The organism is Veillonella parvula, assembly GCF_018366295.1.
GTDB classification, from domain to species: Bacteria; Bacillota; Negativicutes; order Veillonellales; family Veillonellaceae; genus Veillonella; species Veillonella parvula_P.
In genome coordinates this window covers 32,917-58,576 of the sequence record NZ_JAGZIJ010000009.1, presented here as the reverse complement: position 1 = coordinate 58,576, position 25,660 = coordinate 32,917, and the positions used below count along the sequence as shown (strand labels likewise).

Genomic DNA, 25,660 nt, shown 5'->3' with positions numbered 1-25,660 from the left:
TTGCCAATATTGCTATCCATGCTTTACATAAAGTAATAGCTAATTGCATTACAGTAATAACTATTCTCATTTAGTTAGGTCACGTCCTATAACCAAGTTTTATTTTTAGGGGGTTAATTATGGATTTTCATCATTTGAAATACTTCGTTGAAGTAGCTGATCAAAAAAGCTTTAGTAAGGCTGCAAGGAATTTACACATCTCCCAATCTGCAATCAGCCGTACAATTAAAGCTTTAGAAGACGAACTTGGTGTTGTTCTCTTCATGCGTAATGCTAAATCTGTAGAACTTACTGATGGGGGTACCATCTTCTTAACCCACGCTAAACGCGTTGTGTTTATGTTTGAACATCTAAAAACTGATTTTGAAAACGAGTTTCGTTTGGAGCAAGGTTCCATCAGAATTGGTATTCCACCAATTACTGATGCTCCCATTTTTGCCCAGTTATTAGGTGAATTTAAAAAAGTATATCCACAAATCGAATTGGAACTCTACGAACAAGGTTCTAAAAAGGTTGAGATCAGCGTTCAGGAAGGTTTAATTGATATTGGCATCATCTGTACTAAACCAAACCCTAAAGAATTTGAATCTTTCTACCTTACGAGTGACCCACTGTCCGTTATCATTCCAAAATCTAGCCCTTTAGCAAAAGAAAAAGAAATTCGCCTAGAAATGCTAGCTGATGAATCCTTTGTATTGCATAAAGACGATTTCAACTTACATGATGAAATCATCAAAGCTTGTAAACACACCGGCTTCCAACCGCATATCGTGTTTGAAACGAGCCAACGTGATCTCATGTTACAAACGGTTAGTGCAAACCTTGCTATCGCATTATTACCATCTCGCCTCTGCCCTGAGGTAGGTGAAAATACAGAGGTTGGTTCTAAGGTTGTCGTAAGACCTCTCGTACCTGAAATTATTCATACCCTTTATGTAATTTGGAAAAAGGGTCATTACCTCTCCCACGCTTCTCGCTTGTGGTTAGACTTCGTAAACTCCAAATTACCATTACCTGGATTACAACTCGAGGATCGTCAATAATGAACAAACCATCTGGGCTCGCATCTAAATTGCGAGCCCTTTTGAAAGCTAAAGAAGCTCCCATGTGGGGCGTTATCATTGTGCTGGTTATCGTTATCATATTCCAGCAAATACAAATCTCTGAATTACAATGGCGTGTCGATGAAGACCACGATGGCTCTACCATCGACAGTGTAGCAGGTCGTCTTTACATTCTTGAAGGGATGGCTAATAAGCATAGTGATCAACTAAACGAAATCCTAAAAGATATTCGTCAACTACAAAATGACGGTGCCAAGTATGACTGGGAACTAAAGCAACTGCAATGGTTGCATCCAGAGCTCAAAGTACAACCACCAGAGGCAAACCCACACCCATTCAAATCCACAGATCTAAACCTGGATATGAATCCTGGGAAAGTGCCTGATGTAACAAAACAAAATCAATAAAGAAATCAGAAATAAATAAAAGCACCTTACATACCTACAAAAGTCATCACAAATGACTCTTCTCATAGGATATAAGGTGCTTTTATCGTTATTCTATTATAGATTTAATTGCTAGTTTTCCCATACATCTCTGCAACGACAAGTTGCTTCTACTTGCGATACGCTTCTAATTTATATGCATATTCACTTAAAAGCTCCTTTGAATAAATTTTTTCATTTTTTGAATCTCTAACTTCTTTCCAAATAATAGATGCTACTTTTAATTTATTCGAATAATTGCCACTAGATTCGTCTGCACAAAAATCCTTAAAAAATTGATTCCATTGACAAACCGAATTGTCATACTTTGCATAATCTGATTCACCATAATATACTTTCAGCAAATCTCCAATTGTAAAGCTTGTATTTTTTTCACTTTTTACTTTTCTCCAGGCAGTAGCCATATCAGCATTAAATTTAAATCGTGAAACACCTATTAAAGCAGAGAAATATTCTCTAAACTTCGTATTAAAGGAAAAATTACATTCAAGTAATGGTGTATCTAAAGTAATACTTTCCACTTGCCTTCTTCTATTTTTTATTGATGATTTTTTAATTAAATCGCCTTTAAAGTACTGCTCAATAATATGATTAAGTTCTTGTTTTGTTCCCCTATATTCTAATCCTAATGATTTACATATTTGTGAAAGTTCATCACGATACCAATAATATTTATTAAATTCATCAAATGATGTAATTTCATCAAACTTAGGTCTACACTCTTTCAATATTTGTCTCCTCAAGTTTAAATAATACTATTTTGTAAATTGTAACATAAAATTGAATAGTATCCAAAATCACACCATTGAAGCATTCGTTAAATATTTTCCTATTAAGTTGTCTATAATCTAGTTATCTATAATATAGCTCTACTTAATCCTCTTTATGTTCCATAGATTTTGGAAGTGTCAAAATTAATAGACCAGCAAGGAACATACAAGCCCCCATTACATAGTAACCATAAGCAAAGCTACCAGTGTGACCATTGATGAATCCAAGCATATAAGGACCTACCCAGCCCCCCATATTACCTGAAGAGTTAATGAGTCCCATCGCCCCCGCTGCAGCAGCGCCAGATAAGAAGGTTGTTGGCATGGTCCACCATACACCCATACCACCGTAAACACCTACTGCAGTTAAGCATATAAAGAATAAGCTAACTTCTGGAGATGGACTGTGTGGTGTTGCTAAGAAACCAATAGTACCAATGAACAATGTAGTAGCAACGTGCCAACGTTTTTCATTGCGCTTTTCAGAAGAGTAACCACAGTATATTTGTACAAGTAAGGCTGCTGTCATTGGAATAGCAATAGACCACGCTACCACGCTTGGTGGCCATCCAGATAAGCTTTTAAGAACTTGAGGCATCCAAAAACTAAAGCCCCAGAAACCAATAACCCACAAGAAATAGATTAACGCTAAACGCAATACTTTTGGGTCTTTTAACGCTTGCCAAATAGTATATTTCTTTGCGGCTTGCTTTTGTTGCTCTTCTTTTTCAAGCTCGGCTTTAATATATACCTTTTCTACATCAGTTACCCAAGATGCATGTTCAGGACGCTCTTTCATCCAGAATGCGAAAATGAACGCAAAGATCACAGCAGGAATAGCTTCAACGATAAAGAGTGTACGCCAACCATGTAGACCAAAGAACGTTGTATCCAATAAAATACCTGCCAATGGCCCACCAATGATGTTAGAGAACAATAAAGATGTCAACATCAAGGAGATTGCCTTCGCTCGCTCCTTTGGCAAGAACCAATTTGGAATGAGTAATGAATAAATTACAGGATATAAAGAAGCCTCACATAGACCAAGTAAAAATCGATAAACATAAAATTCCAACTCAGTGGTCATCGTCGTCATAAGAATACATACGAGCCCCCAACTAAACATGATACGCGCCACCCAATGCATAGCATTACAACGAGCTGCAATTAAAGATGCAGGCACTTCAAACAAAACATAACCAATAAAGAAAATGCCTGCCCCCATACCAAATACTTCTGGCGTCAACCATGGTAAATTCTCCTTCATAGTCAAGCCTGCATAAGCAATGTTAACGCGATCCAGGAAGGCAATAATAGAAACAATAAACAATGGTAAGACTACGTGAAGCATACGACGTTTCGTAAAATCTCTGAAATTGATATCCCCACTTTGAGGCTCTAGTGTAGATGAGTTCATATAATTCCTTTCTACTTATTAAAATATTACATACTTTACCATCTTAAAAGAACAAACGTCCTCTGTCAATGGAATTTTATAGAGTATAGAAATAACAAATAGGAATAGTAAAACCAAAATAATGACATATAAAATAGAAAAGGTATATTCGCTAGAAATGACTGTATAAAATAAAAAAGCACTTTATAGTATGAATATATCTCTATCACAAGAGAAGAAAATACTATAAAGTGCTTTCATATTAATTAGTCTTAACAGGATCATAATCAGCAGGCACTGGAGCAACGATACTCACAAAGACAATATCTTCCGTTCCAGTATTTTTTGCACCATGACATTCACCCATTTTAGATACTATAACTTGCCCCTTTGTAAAAGGCACCTCTGTATTAGGCGTTGGATAAAATACACCCTTGCCTTGCAATATAACCCATATATCATCAGAGTGATGATGATAATGTTTTGGTAAGATTTGACCAGGTTTAATAACCCATACTGAACCACCTGTGGAATCAGTTTGATAAAATGGCGTCCTAACAGCGTTCTCCAAACTTTCAACTTTCACAAGTTCCATATCAAAAACACGTTGATCACTCATAATGCTCACACCTTTCATTGATTAACAACTACCGAGTTGCAGATGCGTATTCACCCATATTAATATCTAGAACCTCTCGAACGGGCTGGATTAAAGAATCCTCGTATTGAACCTTCCACTGAATATCCTGATTCATCTCGCCATTTTGTAACCCCGCAATGGTTTCCCCATCACCTATTATATTACCATGTTCGAAAATATAATTCAACACATTATAAGCATGAAATACTACATGATTAGGATCTACACCGTGAAAGTGATACTGTAAATCAGGTAAAAATAATGTACTCATACCCACAGAATCTACCATCATATCATTGGTACCTTGAATACTAAAATAACGCACATTTACAGCATAATACATGAAACGAGTCACCTCTTTATCAGGATGATTTTCAATCGATTCTCGACTTAAGAACTTACGAGATGGTCCAAATACAACGGCTTTACAAGAGGGATATAATTCTAGTAATGCATCTACATACTTTACAAGCATATCTGCACGTTCTTTGGCCGCTAAACCAGAGGCTAACATATCCGTAGCAAACACCCTGTATTGGCACTCTGCTAATAACTCATCCACATTTGGACAATCCCATACCTGACTACGATCAAAATCATCTAATACAGGCTTATCGATTTTCTCACAATTCGTCACCATCAAGGTCGGTGGAATATCTGCATCAGTATCCTCGTAATGCACCTTATAATTCTGAGGTGCAAAACCTGCGGAATCACGACGATGATCAAAACAATCCACAGGTCCTAAATACTTTGTGAGTACCTCTACCATTGTATCGCGGCCAGGCATATCACACTGCTCTGGCATCAATAACTCAACGAAAAAAATACCACCTGGTCGGACTGAAGTATCTGTTAAATCTTGTTTAAAAACTTGGCTCATATGCTCTCTCCTATAGTTAAAGCGTAATATAAAATGCATCCTTTATCCTATAGTATATCGGATGTTTATAAGTACTACAATTACGTAACCAATGTTTTATAAATAATATAAAGTCTATATTTTGACTACAGGTTAGAGTAATTTCTATATACTGTGACATCACGTTTATATGATTTAAACATAGGGATTCATATTCAGGTTCAAGCTGTTTACTATTCTCTAATGTTTGTAGAAATTTTGCATATAAATAATCAATACTTTCATAACGATTACCAACCTTACAACTCCCCATATCAAATAGGTTACGATAAGAAATATCTCCAGGCAATACAGACATCCAGTTTAAGGCATACTCTGATACACCGAATACTGTATTTTCTGGATTAGGCCCATCTAAATCATCCTGTAACCACGCTGATATTATTTGGTACATATTTAGTATTTCATATTCGCCTATTTCACCATAAAACTCACCTAACCCATCTAGATCAATCTCTAAATTGGCAATACAACGATACATAAAAACTACCTCCTAAAAGTCTCCAATCTTCTTATAGTAAAAGTATAACTATAATCATGTACCATATTTGCCACATTAGACTTTATTTCTATCTTTGAAGTTAATAATAAAACAACGCATAAATTCAAAAAGACCCGCTTCATGGTCCTCGAACTCATGGAGCGGGTCTTTGTATTAACTTACTAGCATGGGATGGTGAGTTGACAGCGAAACCCAAACGGACTCTACCGGACTCCAACCCCTACTCAATTATAGAGGTTTACGAACCACGTCAAGGATAGAACCATCGCGGTATTCTACGATTGCCACGATGTCTTCGTCTTTGTCGGATACAGGGATATCTTGTGGTTTACCTACCAAGTCGAATGCTAATTGTTGTAATTCTTCAATTGTGTAGATAGGCAAGTTGCTATCTTTGAAGCGTTCAATCAAATCAGTACGAGCTGGGTTGATTGCAATACCGTATTCAGTAACAAGTACATCAACGGAGGAGCCTGGTGTAATTACAGTTGCAACTTTGTCACGGATCATTGGCAAACGACCACGGATCAATGGACAAGTAATAACTGTACATTTAGCACCTGCTGCTGTATCGGAGTGACCGCCAGAAGCGCCCATCAATACACCGTTAGAGTCAGTCATTACGTTTACGTTGAAATCAAGGTCGATTTCAGTAGCACCAAGGAATACTACGTCTAGGTAGTTTGTAGTGCAGTCAGTCCATGGGTTAGCATACATGGAAGCGGACATTTCGATGTGTGCAGGGTTTTTATCTAAAGAAGCTGCTGCAGTTGTATCGAATGTTTGAGTATCGTAAATTGCACGAATCAAGCCTTCTTCAAGCATACCAGTCAAGATACCAGTAGCACCACCGATAGCGAAGCCACCTACTTCACCGCGTTTGCGAAGTTTTTCAGCGATGAATTTTGCAACTGTCAATGGAGCACCGCCAGCGCCCAATTGAAATACGAAACCATCTTTAATGATGCCTGCTTGGTCAAGGAATTCACCAGCTAGTTCAGCAATTTTAATTTGGATAGGGTTTTTAGTGAAACCTACCGCACCAGAAGCGATACCTTCTGGATCACCAATGCTTTCAACCTCAACAACATAATCTACATCAGTTTGAGGAATTGCATAGTTGTGTACATAATCAACCAAATTATCAGTGATGATAACAGTTTTGTCTGCATAGTGAGAGTCAACTTTAGCATAGCCAAGTGCACCACATGCGGATTTACCCATACGACCAGTAGCATTACCACGTGGATCAGCTGTAGGAGCACCCATAAAAGCTACGTCGATATGAACTTCGCCAGATTCGATAGCACGAGCACGACCACCATGAGAACGAATCACTACAGGGCGTTTCAATACGCCTGGGTTTTGAGTTAAGAATTTACCAAGACGATCGCGCAAGCCAGATGTTTCGATAGCTGTTACAGTACCATCTTGAATCATTTCTACCAAGAATTCATGGCATGGGGACAAGGAAGAAGATGCGATAGTAATATCTTTGATACCTTTTGCTTGTACGCGTTCCATAACCATTTTCATTACATAGTCACCGTTACGCAAATGATGATGGAAGGACAATGTCATACCATCTTTTACGCCAGCTTTTTCGATTGCTTCATCGATGGAAGCAAGAACTTTATTTGTACCAACACGGCTCATGTGTACAGGTTTACCTGCACGATGAACTTTAGGTTCAATAGCGAATTCACCTTGATATACTTCGCGGCCTTCTAGTGCTGGGATATTTGTTGGGATATCGCGACCTACTTTATTTAACATCGTATTCTGCTCCTTCCTCTAATTCAACTTTAATGCCTGCTGCACGTGCTTTATCAACTACGCGTTGTGCACGAACTACGATAGGACCATCGATCATTTTACCATCTACGGAGATTACGCCTTTATTGTTGCGCAATGCATCTGCATAGCTGTTCAATACCTTAACGGAATGAGCGATTTCTTTTTCGTCAGGAGTGAATACTTCGTGGATAATTTTGATTTGGCTTGGGTGGATACAAGATTTGCCATCATAACCCAAAGCTTTAATGAATTCAACTTCTTCACGGAAACCTTGAGGGTCTTTCACATCGGAGAATACAGTATCGATTACTCGGATACCTGCTTCACGTGCTGCATGAAGGATTGTTTGACGAGCGAACAACAATTCAACAGCTGGTTTATGTTTACCTGTGCGAAGGTCTGCACGATAGTCTTCAGCGCCAAGAGCGATAGCAACTACGCGAGGGCCGTGGCAGATTTCACGAACATTGTATAAGCCACGAACGGATTCGATAGCTACGATAATATTGATTGTACCTTCTGGCCAGCCGTTAGCTTTTTCTACTTCTTCAATTTTCTTCGCTACGATTTCAACTTCAGAAACATCTTCAGTTTTAGGTAAACGAATCATATCAGGTTTAGCTGGAACGATAACATCAAGATCGTCATAGCCATAAGGAGTTTGTGTAGGATGGTTGATACGAACAACTGTTTCTGCACGGAATTTACGGGATTTCAATGCTTCTGCAGTTAAAAGACGAGCTGTGTCTTTTTCTGTAATTGGCACGGAATCTTCGATATCGATCATGATGGAGTCAGCACCGTGAATATCTGCACTGTTAATCATTTTAGGTGTATTACCTGGTACGAACATCATGGAACGAGACAAACGTTTTTTAGCAGCCTCTGTTAATGGGTTTGTTTTAACTTCTGGGAATGTTTTATCGTTAGCCATTATGCTTTGCTCCCCCTTTCCAATGCGCCCAACACGCGAGCTTTAATCGTGTAATCCCAAGCGTTTTTATCTTGTACGGTTACTTTTACGCCATCATAACCGGCTTCTTTCACTGTGTTCAAGATAACAGATTTAATTTGGTCGCCATATTGACGCATAACTTTGGATGTTAATTCGATTTCGATACCGCTAGCAATCGGTTCAACCGTTACTAATGCATCATTTTTTTCGTCGAAGCCAGCTTGTGCAGCTTTTACTAATTGTGCCATGTTGCATCCTTTCCTTGTGAAACATTTATAAAACTCAAGTCTGTACAGGCTCGTCGCGAGAGCCTATACAGACATTGAATACTAACAATTAAATTCTAACACTCCATAGTAATGATTTCTAATTACATGAAACCAGCGATTTTCCACCAAGGGATACCGATTACGTAGTTCAATACTAAACATACAACAGCGGAGATAAGACCAACTGTCCACCAGTCTTTTACATTGTTGTAACCAGCGGAGAAGATGATTGGACCAGGAGCCGCACCGTAGTGAGTTACGGAACCGCCATAGGAATTTGTACCAATTAAGATGAACGCTAATAATGTAGGATCGATTCCTGCGTTAATACCAACGATCAAGAATACTGGAAGCATTGCAGAAATGTATGCTGTACCTGATGCGAAGAAGTAACGAACCGCAACGGAGATTACAGAGATAAGGATAAGCATCATGAATGGATCTAAACCAAAGTTCATGTGAGTTTCTAAGAACTTAGCCAACCATTCGAAGAATTTTCCTTTGGTCAATGCAGAAGATAAGCCCAAGATGCCACCAAACCAAATCAATGTGTTCCAAGCTGCTTTAGTTTTGAGCAAATCATCCCAAGTAATAATGCCACATACAAATGTAGCAATCATCGCTACGATAGCCACTGCTGTAGCATCAATTTTAATACCAAATGTTGGAAGGATCCAACCTGTGATTGCAAGTAGTGCGATGGCGATAAGGCCTTTTTCAGACGCTTTCATAGGACCTAATTCTGCTAAACCATCAGCCGCAATTTTCTTGTTATCAATTTCTTTGACGGATGGACGTTCATACATATAGCCGATGAACGGAATACACATTAACATAATGAAGCCAGGTACGAACATAGCTAATGCCCATTGTCCCCAGTTCAAGGATACACCAGTCAATTTAGTAATGAAGTCTAATGCCAATAAGTTTGGCGCCATTGCTGTAGCGAATAAGAAGGATGTTACCTTTGTTGCAAAGTAACCATTCTGTAAAAGGTACGCACCTGCTTTTTTTGCAGTCTCACCAGGGTAAGAACCAACAGCTTCAGCGATGGACAAGTTGATAGGATATACGATACCTGCTGCACGAGCTGTGTTGGATGGAGTTGCTGGAGACAAGATCAAGTCAAGGAATGCCGTTACATAACCAAGACGAAGTGTTGTACTACCAAAAGCACGAACCAAGTAGTATGCGATACGATGACCAAGGCCAGTTTTACCAAATGCAACAGATAATGCAAAAGCTGCAAAGATTAACCATAATGCTGTATTGCTGTAACCAGCTAATACATCTTTAGTGTTGCTCAATAAGATAGAAGATGTAGCAACACCTAATAATACCGTAATAGGAACTGGGAATGGTTTTAATACCAAGCCCACGATAGTTGCTAAATAAATACCAAATAATTGCCATACTTGCGGTTTGAGACCATCTGGTGTGCCACCAAACCATGTGATTGCGACGATAGCAGCCATAACGCCAACGCGCCATAATTTGTCTTTCATGTGTGTCTTTCCCTTTCTGAATTAATTTAGGCATACATAAAATCATCTAGTCTTCAACAACATAATCGCTCGCGACGTCGATTACATTGATTAAGTCTACACTCATTATATATGTTTAAAAGAAATATGAATAATAGATTACCTTTATAGGGGTTATAAAAACTTTTATATCTACTAATCATACTTTTTATGCATTTTAAGCATAGAATTATAGTCCCAAATGAAAAAAATGCATGTATACCTCCTCAAAAGGATATACATGCACTTACATGGTACTATATTAATCTTAATCTATATTATGAGTTATTATATCGAAAAAGTCCAATACTGAAATAGCATGGATAAACAGTTAGAAAACCTCATAGATATGCTCTATTGATAATTCCTAGGACTTATATTCTCTAAGTATACTATTATCTACAACGGTGTGTTCCTTGTAATAATTACGGACATATTCAATAAAGGTTTTAACAACGATTAAATTTTCCGAATCTTTTGTGTACACCATATTGGTATCACGGGTGATATATTCACCATTTTTACTGCGTAATGGACTCACATAGATATCTTTGTCCTTACAGGATCCAAGTCCCATATACGTCAAGATAGACCATCCTAGACCTGCGCGCACAAAGTGACGACACGTACTCATAGAATTTACGTCCATCGCCACACTTGGAGGCTCGTCAAAATGTTCTGCACACCAAGTTTCAATAATATTTGCCACCGATGCATCTGTTTGGTATTTAATGAACGGTACCTTTACTAAGGATTCAGGCGGCACTAATTCTTTATATACAAGACAATATGGCTCTGCTAGTAACAGTTCAGACTTACCAGACACGTCATAGCCACCACGAGCAAAGGCGACCATACAGTCACCAGTATTAAACATTTTTACCACTTGATGGCTGAAAGCAGTCTTCACTTGGATATGAACATCAGGATATTGTTCGCGGAAAGCTCTCAATAAAGCCGGTAGTTCATAATCTGCAAAGTTGATAGATGATGCGATTTTCAAGGTCCCTTGAATCTTGCCAGAAGCGGAGTTCATAGCGTGCTCCAAAGCCTCTTCTTCTTGCATCATTCGCTTACAGTAATCATAGAAAATTTCGCCTTGTGCCGTGAGGGCAATCCCCTCAGCAGTCCGCAACAACAGAGAATGGCCCAAGGCTTTTTCCATATGGCGCAACCGATAACTCAACGCTGGTTGCGATAAAAATAATTTTTCTGCAGCCCTTGTAATATTGCCTTCATCGACAACAGTAACAAAGGTTTGCCATTCTCTATCGTCCATACAAACTCCTTTATTATCGCTTATTACCAAAGATGCGTAATAAGGATAAGAATAAGTTAATGAAATCTAGGTATAGGCTCAAAGCGCCTGTGATTTCAATGCGGTCTAAAATTGTTTCATCCTCCATGAGCGCCACTTGTGTCACATTATTCTTAATGCGGTTCACATCGATAGCTGTAAAGATAGAGAATACTACAACACCTACATAACCTAGAACTAAACTAACAGTATCACTAAAGCCACTGAGTACAGTCCAGTTAAAGAAGCGGGCCCCCATCATCACCAAGGATACGATGATCATGCCGAACAATGCCGCCATCACATATGGTGTAAGGGATGATAAATTACGTTTAGTTGTAGCCCCTACCACTGCAAAGCCAATGAAGAAAGCAAGCGTACCTATTAACGCCGGAATAACAACATCAAACACATTGTATCGCAATGATACCAAAGTCAATGTGAGACCATTCAAAGCACTATAGAGGAAGAACATACCTCGTAACGTCATTACATTAGCAGAATATGCACGAGCACTAAAAAGGAATACCACACCTAGCTCTACTAATAAGATAATATTAAAATTTTGGTACGCAAAGCGTAACCAATTTGGATTCACTAATGCAGCAAAGCCAACACCAATAGTTGTAAGTAAGCCTACAACCATCCATAAAAAAGAGCCTTTTAATCGTTGGGATACGATACTTTCAACCTGTGCAACCTCAGCTGCAGTAGGTCCTGTTACATTATATGGATTCATACTATCCCTCCTTATTTAATTATCACTTATAGAGATTATCGAGCATTGGCAATGCCCGCAAACACCTTACCACGTTCGCCATCGATAGTCACTTCTTGACCTTCAAGAAGCACTTCATGAGCATTTTTAGCGCCTAAGATAACAGGAATACCATAGGTAATGCCCGCAATAGCGCTGTCCGATGTATAACCATCTTCTACGGCAATAATGCCACCTGCTCGTTTTGCAATAGCCATCAATTCAGGCTCAATTGTGCCTACCACAAGGATATCACCATCTTTGAAACTTTCATAATTACCCTTATGATTAGCCGCAATGTATACATTACCTGTAACGGATTTACGTAAAATACCATTGCCAGACAAGAGTACTCGACCTGCAATGTGAACGCGAATCATGTTTGTAGTACCGGTTGCACCGGATGGCACACCAGCGGTAACAACTACAAGGTCACCAGACTCGATAGCCCCAGTACCAAGCGCACCAGTAATGGCTTGTTTTACCATTTCATCGGAGTTGATAATTTCATGTCCCTTAATAGCCTCTACGCCCCAGCATAATTGCATGCGACGAATAGTTTCCTCATGAGGTGTGACAGCGATGATTTTACAATCTGGACGATGACGCGCCACGCTAAGTGCGGTGTGGCCAGATTCAGTACATGTCAAAATAGCAGCGGCCCCGAGATTTTGAGCTACGCGCACACTAGCCAAGCATACGGCGCTTGTAGTAGTCATTTCTTCATCCTCACGAGCGCGGCTATAGCTATCGTAAATAGCAGCCTTTTCCGTTACCTCTGCAATGCGAGTCATGGTCGCAACAGCTTCTATAGGATAGGAACCATTGGCTGTTTCACCAGATAACATAATCGCATCGGTACCATCCAAAATGGCGTTAGCTACGTCACTTGCTTCCGCACGTGTTGGACGTGGATTTTGAATCATAGACTCAAGCATTTGTGTCGCCGTAATAACGGGTTTACCCAAGTTATTGCATTTTTCAATCATCATCTTTTGAAGTACTGGCACTTCTTCTGCAGGGATTTCTACACCGAGATCGCCACGCGCAACCATGAGGCCATCAGCTACTTCCAAGATTTCATCGATATTTTTAACGCCTTCTGCATTTTCGATTTTCGCGATAATCTTGATATCTTTTTTCTCAGACTCAAGAATGCGGCGAATAGCCACAATGTCTTTACCGCGTTGCATGAAGGATGCGGCCACAAAGTCTACCCCTTGTTGACAGCCAAAGCGCAAGTCCGCTTCATCCTGTTCAGATACAGGTGGCAAGCTTAGTGCTACACCTGGTACGGCTACACGCTTGCGGTTGCCGATTTCCCCGCTATTTTGAACAGTTGTAATGATATTATTGCCTTCGATAGCATCGATGGTAAGTGTTACAAGCCCATCAGCCAATAGAATTTTATCCCCTACGGACACATCACCTGTAAGACCTTTGTGGTTCACGGAGCTAAGCTCTTTTGTGCCTTCCACATCATCTGTAGTCAACGTAAATGGTTGACCAGCTTCGAGGAATACCTTGCCTTCTTTAAATAGACCGAGACGAACCTCAGGGCCTTTTGTGTCGAGCAATAATGCGATCGGTTTATTCACAATCATCGCTGCATCGCGCACCATTTGCATGCGTTCTGCTTGCTCTTCATGGGATCCGTGAGAGAAGTTAAAACGAGCTACGTTCATGCCCGCCCGCATCATATCTTCTAAGATACCAAATTTATCCGTTCCCGGACCTACAGTACATACTATCTTTGTACGTTTCATCTTTCCTCCTATGAAAGCACATCCAAGATTGGATCTTTCATTTCTTATTATATCAATGTTGGTGAAAGCTATCTGTGCCTCACACAACATATGTTATTGCACCTCTACGGAGCCTTCACCTAAAATAGATTCAATAGCCCTGATGGATTCATCACTAGGGTCAAAGCACATATTTGGTGGCAGATTAATCCGTTTTCGTTGACGGTGTAAATATAATGACGTTGGCACAGAGCCAGCAGTGCTAGTCAACACGCGTTTTAAGGCTTCGCTATTTTCTGGTGTATCATATTGGCTATAAATGTGGATTGCCACCTGTTTTGCCTGCCCATAGTTTACCTTTAATGGCGTAATACGGTCTGCAATGATTTGCACACCTTTTTCATCCGCATCAACCCGGCCTTTTACCTTAACAATCATATCGACTGCAATGAATTGCTGGCTTTGACTAAAGACCTTAGGGAATGCCACTACATTAGCCGCACCAGAATAATCTTCAATGCGAAGAATGGACATAACCTCATTGCGCTTCGTCATGCGGTCTGATTTATTTTCGATGAGACCGCCAAAGGTAATGGTTTGACCATCGTATTGCTCTGGATTTTCTACGAGAGCGCCCAGTTCAAAGAGGCCCTCCAACTCCTTCGCATATCCTTGCAATGGATGCCCCGTAATGTAAAAGCCGGTATATTCCTTTTCATCCTTTAACTTATCGTCTTCCGATAAATCCTCCACATTGGGAACAGGGATAAAATCGACAGATTCTTCCATATCGCCAAAGAGGTTCATAGTGCCCATAGCGGCATCCTTTTGCTCTTTAGCACCAACGGCTTGTGCGCTTTCATACATGTGCAACAATTGGTTACGATTTTCCTTGAAACCATCCATGGCACCACAACGAATGAGACTTTCAAGCAATCGTTTATTAACGACCTTATTATCCACCCGTTTGCAGAAGTCCACGATATCCGTATATAGACCATGCTCATTGCGCTCAGTAATCAAGCGATCGATGGCATTGTCCCCTACGTTCTTGATACCGCCAAGCCCGAAACGAATAGCATCGTCTTGTACGGCAAAGCTGCGCTCAGAATAGTTAATATCTGGACCTAAAACCTTAACATTGTGCTTCTTGCAGGAGTTGATGTAATACGTCAACTTTTGCATGTTCTGCATGAAGCTCGTCATGGTAGCCGCCATGAATTCAGGGAAATAATGGGCTTTCAAGTACGCCGTTTGGTACGCGATATACGCATAAGCCGCACTATGTGATTTATTAAAGCCGTAACCAGCGAAGTATACGAGCAAATCGAATACTTCATTCGCAACGGACTCGGTAATACCGTTCGCTACAGAGCCTTGAATAAAGGACTCCCGTTGTGCCTTTAGAACAGATTCCTTTTTCTTGCCCATAGCACGGCGCATCAAGTCCGCTTGACCAAGGGAGAAACCACCCATGGCGGACGCAATCTGCATAACCTGTTCTTGGTATAAGATTACACCAAAGGTATCTTTTAAAATCGGTTCTAAAATTGGATGTAAATAGGTAACCTCTTTTTTACCGTGACGGCGGTCGATAAAGTCCGCCACCATCCCAGAGCCTAGTGGGCCTGGACGATACAAGGCTACCAATGGAATTAAATCTTCAAAATGCTCAGGCTTAAGGTCCATTACAAGCTTTGTAATACCTTCCGACTCAAGCTGGAATACACCAGAGGTGTCGCCTTTTGTGAGAATGTCACACGCCGCCTTATCATCAAGCGGAATGGCATCTAAGTCTAGGTCAATACCACGGTTCGCCTTGATGAGCTTTAAGGCATCCCCCATAACCGTCAAGGTACGGAGGCCCAAGAAGTCCATTTTTAAAAGCCCTAATTCCTCGATGTTATCCTTATCGTACTGCGTTACAAAGCCTTCATCGTTGGCATTTTGTACTGGTACGTGGTCATCTAGAGGGTCCGCAGAAATTACGACGCCCGCCGCATGCGTGGACGAATTTCGCGCTATGCCTTCTAGCTTTTTACCAAAATCAAATAATTCTTTAACGTTTGGATCAGCTTCGTATAAAGCCTTTAACTCTTTACCTTGTAAAGCCTTATCCAAGGTAATCCCTAGTTCGTTGGGAATCATCTTAGCGATGCGGTTCACTTCAGCCAGTGGTAAGTCGAGCACACGACCTACGTCACGGATAACGGCACGAGCCGCCTCAGTACCAAAGGTAATAATCTGAGACACACGAGCTTGACCGTATTTTCTTGTCACATATTCGATGGCTTGACCACGCTTTTCATAGCAAAAGTCAATATCAATATCGGGCATGCTTACCCGCTCTGGATTTAAGAACCGTTCAAAGAGCAAGTCGTATTTCAATGGATCAAGGCCTGTAATACCTAATAGATAGGCTACTACAGAACCGGCCGCAGAACCACGTCCAGGACCTACTAAGATATCGTGCTCACGAGCATAGCGCACATAATCCCATACGATGAGGAAGTAGTCCTCAAAGCCCATGGTTCCAATAACATCTAACTCGTAGTCGAGACGTTTTTGTAACTCTTCAGAGGTCTCTCCATATAGGCGAGGAATTTCTCGTTCACAAACCTTACGTAAATAGGTCTTAGACGTTTCCCCTTCTGGCACATCAAAGTGTGGCAAATGATGTTCGTCGAAATTAAACTCTACATTGCAACGGTCTGCAATTTTTAAGGTGTTTTCGATAGCCCCTGGGATATGTCCAAATAACTCCGCCATCTCATCCCCAGACTTGAGATAAAACTCATCATTCGGGAATTTTAAGCGGTCTACCTCAGCACGGCGACGACCTGTAGATATACAAACCTTAATATCCTGCGCGTCTGCATCCTCTTTTAAAACATAGTGGAAATCATTAGACGCTACAATGCCAAGACCATATTCCTTGCTGAGCTTAATGAGTTCCTCTTGAGCCTTTGCCTCCTCTGGCAAACCATGATTTTGAATTTCTAAGAAAAAATTATCCTTGCCGTACGTCTCGATATGCCATTCGATGGAACGCTTGGCGCCTTCCATATTGTCTTGCAAAATATACTGAGGAATTTCTCCTTGAATACACGCACTAAGGGCAATAATCCCTTTGCTGTATTGGCGCAATAAATCTCGGTCTGCACGAGGACGATATAACATACCTTCCGTAGATGCTTTAGACACGATTTTAACGAGATTACGATACCCTTCCATGGTCTCAGCCAATAGGATGAGATGTTTTAATCGTTCACGGCTACGACCTTCTGGACAATCAAATCGGTTGTTTTCCGTTACATACACCTCACAACCGATGATAGGCTTAACGCCTTGAGCCATACATTCTTTGTAGAAATAAATGGCTGCGTACATATTGCCGTGATCTGTAATAGCAAGGGCGGGCTGATTTAACTCCTTCGCACGACGTACCATGTCAGGCAAACGACTGATGCCGTCTAGCAAACTAAACTCTGTATGACTATGTAAATGTACAAATGGCTGCATGGTACACCTCCTTTAAGGGCGATGAGCAAAATACACGTTCAATGACTTCTTACGAGCCTTCCAATCTGGCAAAAACTGTGCCACGAGATTGTGAAAGTTCTTAGAATGGTCTAAATATTTAAAATGGGCAAACTCATGAACCATAACGTATTCAATATACGCCTGTGGCCCCTCTAATAATCGGGTATTCATCTTAATGAGCTGCTTTGCAGGCGTACAAGAACCCCAACGGCTCTTCATGCGCTGCTGCTTTATGGTTGGCATAGGTACATCAATACCTTGCTTGTGAAAGCGCTGATATACGACCTTCGCCCAGTGGACAAAGACCTTCTCCCCTAAATTACGCCAATAACTTTGCATTAATATATGCTTTGCTTCAAAGGTCGTACCACGAGGTACTACCATGGTAAGGATGGCTTTTCCGTCAAAGCCGATATGAGGCTTTCCATCCTGCTCAACTAGGCGTAAGGTAACGAGAATACCAAGAATTGATAAGCTTTCACCATTCACATACTGCAACGCCTCAACGCACTTGGCATTCAATGCATCAATCTTGTAACGAGCCCGCTCAATGGAGGGCATATTTTCGATGACAAATTTATCCACCACATAATCCGGTATGTACCCATTCGCCGACACATGGATCACACCATCCCTGGTAATGCGCATGTTCATGTTCTTCACACGCTTGATGGTTAACTCATATTCAATTCTGTCGCCATTATAGGTAATAGACCTAGTTGTTGAAGTATTCATACCTTTTATTTTATCATAAAACACTCATAAAATCGTAAAATTCTAGTGATTTTAATAGAATGACTTAGATTTTAAGTAATTCTGATTTTTTACTATTTTGTAATATAAAAATGACACCTATACCAAGCCCTTATGGGTGGTATAGGTGTCATTAAAATAATCTGTAATATCAAATTATTTATTAGTATAGAAAAGTCTTAATAAATACATCACAAGCTTGTCTTACGAAGCATCCAAATCACCAAAATATTAAGCATATTATTTTACTTTAACAATAATAGAACGATTAGGATATCTCATCTTCTTATCTTTCAACCGATTATAAATATCCTGTTCCTCAGAAGTTAGGTCTGCCTTACTAGATAAAATATGTATGTGAATTGGTTTCTGTTCTTTTTCTAGCTCTTTTTTCTCTATCAAATAGTTGTTTAAAGTATATTTTTTATAATTTTCATCGGTTTCCTCATCAAATAAATAGTATATTTGATCTAAATTTAAATCAATTTTTAGAAAACCTGTTTTTCCATAACTATATAGATAGTTTAATTGTGATTCGTAAGAGTATCCATTATATTCTAATGTGGACCCAGTTTTATTATCCAATATATAATTTTCACCCTTGGAATATCCCAAAAAATAACGAGGTTCATATTTATATGAATTAGATTCACCAATATAGATTATTGAGCATACTGCTAAACTCAAAATACTTACCAAAATAATTAATATATATTTCATCTCTACTATGCTCTCACTTCAGCTTAAATAACAGTATCAATTTGAATTCCATATTTAAAAGGCTTTATAATTCTAGCTCTCTGTTCTAAATATGCAATATTAGCTGCAGCAATTAATGCACTCTCCTTTGATGCACTCATTACCATAGACCATAGTTTATCTATATACGCAGTAGAAAGCTCTGCCGGAGGAATAGATCCGATTTTATTATCGTAATCAGGAAGCCATTCAAAATTATATAAATCTTTTGCTTGCCCAACCACATGAACTTTATCTTCAGAAATTTTTGTCATTCTAACACCAATCTTTAATTTTCCGAATGCAGCTTTAGCATTACCAAATGCAGCATCTATTTTATCATAAGACACTCATAAAATCATAAAATTCCGGTAATTTTAATAGGACTTATTTAATATAAGTAACATAATACTCCTCTTTAATTAAGAAGTTTTATATTTAATAACTACCGCTTAAACTGATCAAAAAATAATAAAAGATTCCAAGTCCTAACTACGTTATTAGAACTTGGAATCTAAAATTATACTGCTATTAAAAAGAAATTCGGCTACCTTGTGATTGAAACCTTCCAGGCGCTTCTGACAATTTCTTATATATATCAAATGTTTCAGATGGACCTAAACTTTCAATCGGTTGTAATATCATATTATCACCGTAATACCATTGTTGTAATCTTGTAAAATTATTTATAATTTCAACATCTTCTGGATTTAAATAATATACAATAATTGTATTGCTCTCTTGATTAATAATAACATAGACATCATCATTCATCGCATAAATTTTATCATTAATAATATCCATCGAAATACCTTTATTAATGAGATATACACTGTTGGCCTTATCAAAAATTGTATTGTATCTGCTATCAACTACATACCGATACTGTAAATCATGATATAACCAACCCCCACCTATAAAGAGAAATAGACCAAATATACCTACCAATATCGTGGATAACTGCAGTAGACCTTTAATAAAAACAATTATTTTATTCATATTTGTATATTAGTAATATTTCTCCATAAACTCACGTCATCTTATACTCAATAATATCTCTATTATAAATAATAAATCTAGTTGTTGAGATATTCATATCTTTTATTTTATCATAAAACACTCATAAAAACTTAGAAATCTGGTGATTTTAATAGAACTACTTAGATTTTAAGTAATAATGATTTTTTATCATTTTGTAATATAAAAATGACACCTATACCAAGCCCTTGTTGGTGGTATAGGTGTCATTATAATAGTATGTAATACTAACCTACTAATCTGAGTAAGATAATTCTAAAGATACTTCACCATTAGCTGTTAATATAAATATTAATCCAGAGAACGGATTTTGATTATAGAATTTAAAAGTCTCAATCATTGATAAAATTTCATTCTTTAAATTATACATAACTTCCGAAATAATAGCCGGCTCTTCATCATTATTTTCTACATACTTTGTAATATATGAATCATCCTCAGTTTTATAAACCAAAAGCTCTACAGAGGAATTATTAACATTCATATCAAAGTGTAATTTAGCACGATGCCAATTTAGAGGCGTTAACTTGTATATACTTTTGGCTACTTTATTATAATGTTTTTCAAGTTCCGATTCTAAGCTTTTATGCTTTAACTTAAATGCCTTATCAATGGCAGTATAATTTTTTGCTAATACACGAGATTCCATATCTTCCAATAATAAAACACCTCGTGGACCTTTTAGCATTTCTTTATATACATCCGGATCAAATTCATCTTCATTTTCCAAAACACCAAAGTTTTTATATACCCACTTATATCTATTTTGGAGCCAGCAATCGTCAGTTACAGGGTCATTATGAAATTCACAATGTGGCTCATAATCATCGCGTGAAATATACATTGTTCCCCACGTCCATTGTTCTGTAGAGGCTTCATGAAGTAAACGTACATACGTTAAAATCTCACTAGTTCCAGCTTTTATAGATTTTACTTTTTCATCACTGCAATTATATAGCAAATCTCCATAACTAATGATTGAACCAGCCGGGGTTTTTACATAATAACAAGCCGAACTCATACCTGATTCTGTACATTCAAAAAACAAATAACACTTATACCAATGTATTGGCATACAATCAATAAGTATATCTCTTATTTTATTAATATATATATCCATATATCCTCACATTAATTATTAGGAATTTCGTCAGAAAATCTTCTATTCCTCTTACATCATCATTAGTAATGATTCGATGTTTATCTAAATCAAGAAATGTTAGGTCATAACCTAAATAATACCAGCGATTATTGTTAGTATTTAGCATCATGGTCTGAGTTCATTAGCATTTTTCTAACGTTATATAAAGCCTCTTTTGAAAAGTCTTCTAGCTTAGTTTTCTTAAATAATAATCATAAGTATATATACAACTTAAAAATCTTCTAGAATCTATAATCCTAAGTCTATAAACTCCCCTGAAACTTTAATCTGCCAAAACATCCCTTTAGTAGCTTTTAAATCAATGCCTGTTTTTAACTTGTCAAAACTCACATCATAAAATGGTAATAATATCTGTAATGATGCTAATTTTGCTTTCATAGTAATTAAATCTTTACTTAATTGCCCGGATATATTAGTATCCGCTATCTCCTGTAAATTGGAAATACATGCTTGAAGATCTTCATTCTGAATACGTTCACACGTATATATTTCAGACAAATAGGTCTGTTTAATACAACTTAAGATTGATTCAGAAATGAATTCAGGTTTTTGTAAGACTTCATACAATCCTAACAAAAACAACGCCCAAAATATCTCCTCTACATAATCGGTAAAGAAATAGATACCGAACTTCTTTTCATCATGTGTAGAAATCTTTAACACTTCAGATAAAGTATTACCCTCTAACTCCCGTTCTATTAAAGCAATCCAACTACTGCATTCAATATCATCTAACGTATCATTTAATGCTGGTATAGGGATTCTACGAGCCATCCACTCATCAACATCCTCTAAACTCATCCCATCACCAATTATATTTAACAGTTTATCGGACAGATGTGCTTTTCTACACATTAATCGAATTAACATACTAAATATGTAATATTCTAAAATGGTCAAGTCAATATAATTTCGTCTATATGCCTTAACAGCACCCAATATAAAGACCATCAAAAATGTATCTAAGCTTTTTTTACTTTTAAAATAGATCATATTTATACCTCTATCCACTAATTTATTCTAGCTTAAAATCTATACGTTCATCATTAACCCGTTTTACTTAGTGAATTATAATAGTCCATTATCCATCAGCAAACCCAACAAAGTAAATATTGCAAAAAATAAGAAGATACTCAAAATAATCCTTACTACACATCTCACTATAGGCTTAGCTGAAGTAAAAGATTCTATACTATCATGATTACCAATCAACTCAGGAATACAAATAAATGCAATTAAAAATCCTATAGCCTGAATTGTACCTTTAACCTCATAATTTGTATCATATAAATTCAAAAAAGAATCAAAGAACTCCATCGATCTACTAAATCTCCTTATAATTAAGATAATACATACTAAATAGAATATTTACATTCCTATCTTTTTCAAAACTAACAACTCCATCAAATCAACTCGTTAAAGTACTCTCAATTTTTACTACACAATATTATGAATATAAATATAATATATTACTACTTTTTATTAACATAATTATCTCTTAATTGTAACAAGATGGTCCGTTCGTCTTTCCCAATTTCATCAAGACTATTTAATATGGTTAGATAATCGCCATAGTTATATTTCAACATAGTAATTAAAGAGTCTCTAACCTTTTTACCAGCAATACTTTCATCAAAATATACTTGTATATTATTTGTTTCTTTATCAATGATAATAAAACCACTAACATTAAATATTAAGATTTTAGTAGGAGTCTCTTTTATTCCTCTTACGTCATTTGTAATAATTAGATGCTTATCTAAGTCGAGAAATGTGGCTTCATAGCCTGAATGATACCATCGTTTATTATAATATTTAGCACCACGTTCTGAGTTCATCAGCATTTTTTCAAAGTTATCTAAAGTCTCTTTTGAAAAAGCTTCTAACTTAGATTTCTTATTAACAATCATCTTAGATCTTGAATAATTAATTTTATGCTTGCCAGTCTCATCACCGTAAATTTCAAATTCTAGAACATCTAACATGTGATTTCTAATATCATATCGACCGATTCCATCATAGCCTAAATAATAATAGTAAGGCTCATCAAAATATACAGCTAAAATACGATTAGAAATCGATTCATTGATTAAAGTATCTACTAGCTCATGAGACTCATCCATAATAACTATATTATTAGGAGAACCATCGTGATAATAATACTGATAAATAGTGGTACTAATAATTGCTATAACAATCAGTATTAAAGAACAAATTTTTTTCATACCAAACTACCTAAGCTATATAATCAAATAGCTTCATACAAAACACCAACATCTTTTAATAATATCAAATATCATATCTAATCAATAAATATTTATTCCCCTTCTATAATTCAATTATATGTTAAACTAGCGTATACCACCAACGAATATTTTGTTATGTTGCGGCAAAAAAAGTACCATCTATCAAGGGACGACTTATGTGTCGTTTAGCCCCAAATAGATGGTACTTTTTATAATTAAGTTAATTAAATTGTTTAAATAAACATGTTCCACTCAATCTACAATGTAGTATAGCACTACTTTATATTCCGTCGTGCCGCCAGACTACCAGCGCTACTAGCTAGGCCCGCTCGATTGATATGTGGGTTCCCATGTTTGTACGTCTTTGGCTTACTGCTTTTATCTTCTACTTTTGATTTCTCAAATTTAGTAAATAGATTATCGAGCTCGCGCAAGAGCGCACGTTTTTGCGAGTCTTTTAACTCGTATACATCACCTTTATAGGCGATGTATTTATTTTTTAGTACAGGACTGAGATCATAGATGGGCTCGTGTTCTTCTCCATTTACATCCAACAGCTCATCCAAGGTCAATCCATAATAGCGAGACAGGGCACAGAGTGTATCTAAATCTGGTTCGCGATACCCTGTTTCGTAATTTGAAAGCGCCGCATTACTGATACCTACGGCCTTTGCTACTTCGATTTGGCTTTTGCCCATGCGCACGCGAGCACGCTTTAAGTTCTTGTAAAACTGCATGTTCATCACCTGTATCGATACATAAACAACTACAAACTATAACTTCTTATAATAATGTATCACTGATTTTTTTGAAAGCTTCATCAGCAACGGCTAATGTGCGTTCCACTTCACTGCTCTTGTGGCAGATAGATACGAAATTACTTTCATAAGGACTTGGCGCATAGTAAATACCATGGCTCAAGTTATGGTGAAAGAACATTTTGAATTGTTCTTCGTTGCAAGCTGCCGCATCATCAAAGTTCTTAACTGGTTTGTCAGTGAAGAAGATGGTGAACATAGAGCCTACACGCTGTACTACAACAGGCACATTATATTGTGCCGCCAATCTTTCAAAGCCTTCGCAAAGGGCAATCGTCGTATCTTCTACTTGTTTAAACACCGTTGGATCACGTTGCAGAATGGAAAGTGTTGCCAAACCAGAGGTAACGGCAATTGGGTTACCACTCAATGTACCAGCTTGGTAAATAGGGCCAGCTGGAGCGATTTGATTCATAATCTCACGAGAGCCACCAAACACGGCAAGTGGCATGCCACCGCCAACGATTTTACCAAGGCATGTAAGGTCCGGTTTAATGTTATAACGTTTTTGAGCCCCACCGCTGCTAGCACGGAAGCCACACATAACTTCGTCAAAGATCAACACAGCACCGTGAGCCTTAGTTACTTCACGCAAGGTTTCGAGGAAGCCTGGTACTGGAGGTACGCAGCCCATGTTACCAGCTACAGGTTCCACGATGATCCCCGCAATAGTATCGCCGATCTCGTCGAATAATTTACGAACCGCTTCAGAATCATTGTACGGCAATGTTATGGTATTCTCTGCTACGCCTTGAGGAACGCCAGGGCTATCCGGCACGCCAAAGGTAGCAAGGCCAGAGCCAGCTTTCACCAAGAGAGCATCGCTATGACCATGGTAACAGCCTACAAATTTCACGATGCGATCGCGACCAGTATACCCACGAGCTACGCGCAATGCACTCATGGTAGCCTCTGTACCAGAGTTTACGAGGCGGATAACCTCCATAGATGGCATGAAGGCTTGTATCTTTTTAGCCAATTCTGTTTCTAGTAGTGTAGGCGCACCATAGCTAGTACCACGAGGAATCGCCTCTTGCAAGCTAGCAATAACTTCAGGGTTCGCATGGCCCAAAATCATAGGTCCCCAGCTCAACACATAGTCGATGTATTCGTTGTTATCGATATCATAAATGCGGCTGCCACTGGCGCTGCTAATAAACGGAGGGTTAGAGCCTACGCTACGGTAGGAACGAACCGGGCTGTTTACGCCGCCCGGCATATAACGTTTAGCCTCATCAAAGGCCTTTTCAGATTTACCGAGTTGGAACATAGTTCCTCC

At 38.3% G+C, this 25,660-nt stretch carries 25 protein-coding genes; 2 read left to right on the top strand and 23 right to left on the bottom strand.

Annotation, left to right across the window (positions count from 1 at the left end):
- Positions 1-119: 119 nt before the first annotated feature.
- Together KHY58_RS08370 and KHY58_RS08365 are read left to right on the top strand one after the other, a co-directional pair.
- Positions 120-1,043, top strand: coding sequence for a LysR family transcriptional regulator (locus tag KHY58_RS08370; protein ID WP_008602616.1), 924 nt, complete (start codon positions 120-122; stop codon positions 1,041-1,043).
- The gene (locus KHY58_RS08365; protein WP_119563340.1) at positions 1,043-1,471 is read left to right on the top strand and encodes a hypothetical protein; all 429 of its coding nucleotides are present in this window, start codon (positions 1,043-1,045) and stop codon (positions 1,469-1,471) included. Before KHY58_RS08370 ends, KHY58_RS08365 begins: the two co-directional genes overlap by 1 nt.
- A 149-nt stretch (positions 1,472-1,620) precedes the next feature.
- Here KHY58_RS08365 and KHY58_RS08360 read toward each other — a convergent pair whose 3' ends face one another.
- The 23 genes from KHY58_RS08360 to hemL all read right to left on the bottom strand — a co-directional run bounded on the left by KHY58_RS08360 (position 1,621) and on the right by hemL (position 25,651).
- Positions 1,621-2,238: an SAP domain-containing protein gene (locus tag KHY58_RS08360; protein ID WP_278473003.1), complete on the bottom strand. Its 618-nt coding sequence runs from the start codon at positions 2,236-2,238 to the stop codon at positions 1,621-1,623.
- A 145-nt stretch (positions 2,239-2,383) separates the two neighbouring features.
- Positions 2,384-3,697: an MFS transporter gene (locus tag KHY58_RS08355; RefSeq protein WP_120055971.1), complete on the bottom strand. Its 1,314-nt coding sequence runs from the start codon at positions 3,695-3,697 to the stop codon at positions 2,384-2,386.
- 241 nt (positions 3,698-3,938) lie between these two features.
- Positions 3,939-4,295 carry a cupin domain-containing protein gene (locus tag KHY58_RS08350; RefSeq protein ID WP_278473000.1) on the bottom strand — a complete coding sequence of 119 codons (357 nt, stop codon included), beginning with the start codon at positions 4,293-4,295 and terminating at the stop codon, positions 3,939-3,941.
- Between the two features lie 28 nt (positions 4,296-4,323).
- Positions 4,324-5,199, bottom strand: coding sequence for a DUF4261 domain-containing protein (locus tag KHY58_RS08345; protein ID WP_195213284.1), 876 nt, complete (start codon positions 5,197-5,199; stop codon positions 4,324-4,326).
- A 16-nt stretch (positions 5,200-5,215) separates the two neighbouring features.
- Positions 5,216-5,719 carry a hypothetical protein gene (locus KHY58_RS08340; protein ID WP_024064552.1) on the bottom strand — a complete coding sequence of 168 codons (504 nt, stop codon included), beginning with the start codon at positions 5,717-5,719 and terminating at the stop codon, positions 5,216-5,218.
- 249 nt (positions 5,720-5,968) lie between these two features.
- Positions 5,969-7,516, bottom strand: coding sequence for a citrate lyase subunit alpha (citF, locus tag KHY58_RS08335; protein WP_278472997.1), 1,548 nt, complete (start codon positions 7,514-7,516; stop codon positions 5,969-5,971).
- Positions 7,506-8,471, bottom strand: coding sequence for an HpcH/HpaI aldolase/citrate lyase family protein (locus KHY58_RS08330; RefSeq protein WP_004695279.1), 966 nt, complete (start codon positions 8,469-8,471; stop codon positions 7,506-7,508). The genes citF and KHY58_RS08330 overlap by 11 nt, the downstream gene beginning before the upstream one ends.
- Positions 8,471-8,740, bottom strand: a complete 270-nt coding sequence (gene citD / locus KHY58_RS08325; protein ID WP_008715023.1) for a citrate lyase acyl carrier protein — start codon at positions 8,738-8,740, stop codon at positions 8,471-8,473. Before citD ends, KHY58_RS08330 begins: the two co-directional genes overlap by 1 nt.
- A gap of 122 nt (positions 8,741-8,862) precedes the next feature.
- Entirely contained in the window at positions 8,863-10,266 is a 1,404-nt protein-coding gene (locus KHY58_RS08320) for an anion permease (protein ID WP_008715021.1), read from the bottom strand.
- A gap of 385 nt (positions 10,267-10,651) precedes the next feature.
- Positions 10,652-11,563 carry a LysR family transcriptional regulator gene (locus KHY58_RS08315; RefSeq protein WP_060919687.1) on the bottom strand — a complete coding sequence of 304 codons (912 nt, stop codon included), beginning with the start codon at positions 11,561-11,563 and terminating at the stop codon, positions 10,652-10,654.
- A gap of 13 nt (positions 11,564-11,576) precedes the next feature.
- The gene (locus KHY58_RS08310; protein WP_004695271.1) at positions 11,577-12,320 is read right to left on the bottom strand and encodes a Bax inhibitor-1/YccA family protein; all 744 of its coding nucleotides are present in this window, start codon (positions 12,318-12,320) and stop codon (positions 11,577-11,579) included.
- A gap of 35 nt (positions 12,321-12,355) precedes the next feature.
- Positions 12,356-14,104 carry a pyruvate kinase gene (gene pyk / locus KHY58_RS08305; RefSeq protein WP_008715016.1) on the bottom strand — a complete coding sequence of 583 codons (1,749 nt, stop codon included), beginning with the start codon at positions 14,102-14,104 and terminating at the stop codon, positions 12,356-12,358.
- 93 nt (positions 14,105-14,197) lie between these two features.
- Complete coding sequence (locus tag KHY58_RS08300) at positions 14,198-17,605, bottom strand: DNA polymerase III subunit alpha (protein ID WP_278472994.1); 3,408 nt, start codon at positions 17,603-17,605, stop codon at positions 14,198-14,200.
- A 12-nt stretch (positions 17,606-17,617) separates the two neighbouring features.
- On the bottom strand, positions 17,618-18,385 hold the full coding sequence (locus KHY58_RS08295; RefSeq protein WP_341458546.1) for a M48 family metallopeptidase: 768 nt from the start codon (positions 18,383-18,385) through the stop codon (positions 17,618-17,620).
- A gap of 234 nt (positions 18,386-18,619) precedes the next feature.
- Positions 18,620-19,099 carry a hypothetical protein gene (locus KHY58_RS08290; RefSeq protein ID WP_195394850.1) on the bottom strand — a complete coding sequence of 160 codons (480 nt, stop codon included), beginning with the start codon at positions 19,097-19,099 and terminating at the stop codon, positions 18,620-18,622.
- Between the two features lie 23 nt (positions 19,100-19,122).
- A complete protein-coding gene (locus tag KHY58_RS08285; protein WP_229039603.1) occupies positions 19,123-19,467 on the bottom strand; it encodes a hypothetical protein in 345 nt (114 codons plus the stop codon).
- A 181-nt stretch (positions 19,468-19,648) separates the two neighbouring features.
- Positions 19,649-19,921 (bottom strand): hypothetical protein, encoded by a 273-nt coding sequence (locus KHY58_RS08280; RefSeq protein ID WP_187658824.1) that lies wholly within the window; start codon positions 19,919-19,921, stop codon positions 19,649-19,651.
- A 469-nt stretch (positions 19,922-20,390) separates the two neighbouring features.
- Complete coding sequence (locus tag KHY58_RS08275) at positions 20,391-21,275, bottom strand: immunity protein YezG family protein (protein WP_077707606.1); 885 nt, start codon at positions 21,273-21,275, stop codon at positions 20,391-20,393.
- Between the two features lie 270 nt (positions 21,276-21,545).
- Positions 21,546-22,310: a DUF3969 family protein gene (locus KHY58_RS08270; protein ID WP_077707607.1), complete on the bottom strand. Its 765-nt coding sequence runs from the start codon at positions 22,308-22,310 to the stop codon at positions 21,546-21,548.
- 75 nt (positions 22,311-22,385) lie between these two features.
- On the bottom strand, positions 22,386-22,634 hold the full coding sequence (locus tag KHY58_RS08265; RefSeq protein WP_012864733.1) for a hypothetical protein: 249 nt from the start codon (positions 22,632-22,634) through the stop codon (positions 22,386-22,388).
- A 155-nt stretch (positions 22,635-22,789) separates the two neighbouring features.
- Positions 22,790-23,542, bottom strand: coding sequence for a hypothetical protein (locus KHY58_RS08260; RefSeq protein WP_278472985.1), 753 nt, complete (start codon positions 23,540-23,542; stop codon positions 22,790-22,792).
- A 296-nt stretch (positions 23,543-23,838) separates the two neighbouring features.
- Positions 23,839-24,300, bottom strand: coding sequence for a helix-turn-helix domain-containing protein (locus KHY58_RS08255; RefSeq protein ID WP_278472983.1), 462 nt, complete (start codon positions 24,298-24,300; stop codon positions 23,839-23,841).
- Positions 24,301-24,346: 46 nt separating this feature from the next.
- Positions 24,347-25,651 (bottom strand): glutamate-1-semialdehyde 2,1-aminomutase, encoded by a 1,305-nt coding sequence (hemL, locus tag KHY58_RS08250; protein WP_278472981.1) that lies wholly within the window; start codon positions 25,649-25,651, stop codon positions 24,347-24,349.
- Positions 25,652-25,660: the final 9 nt, after the last annotated feature.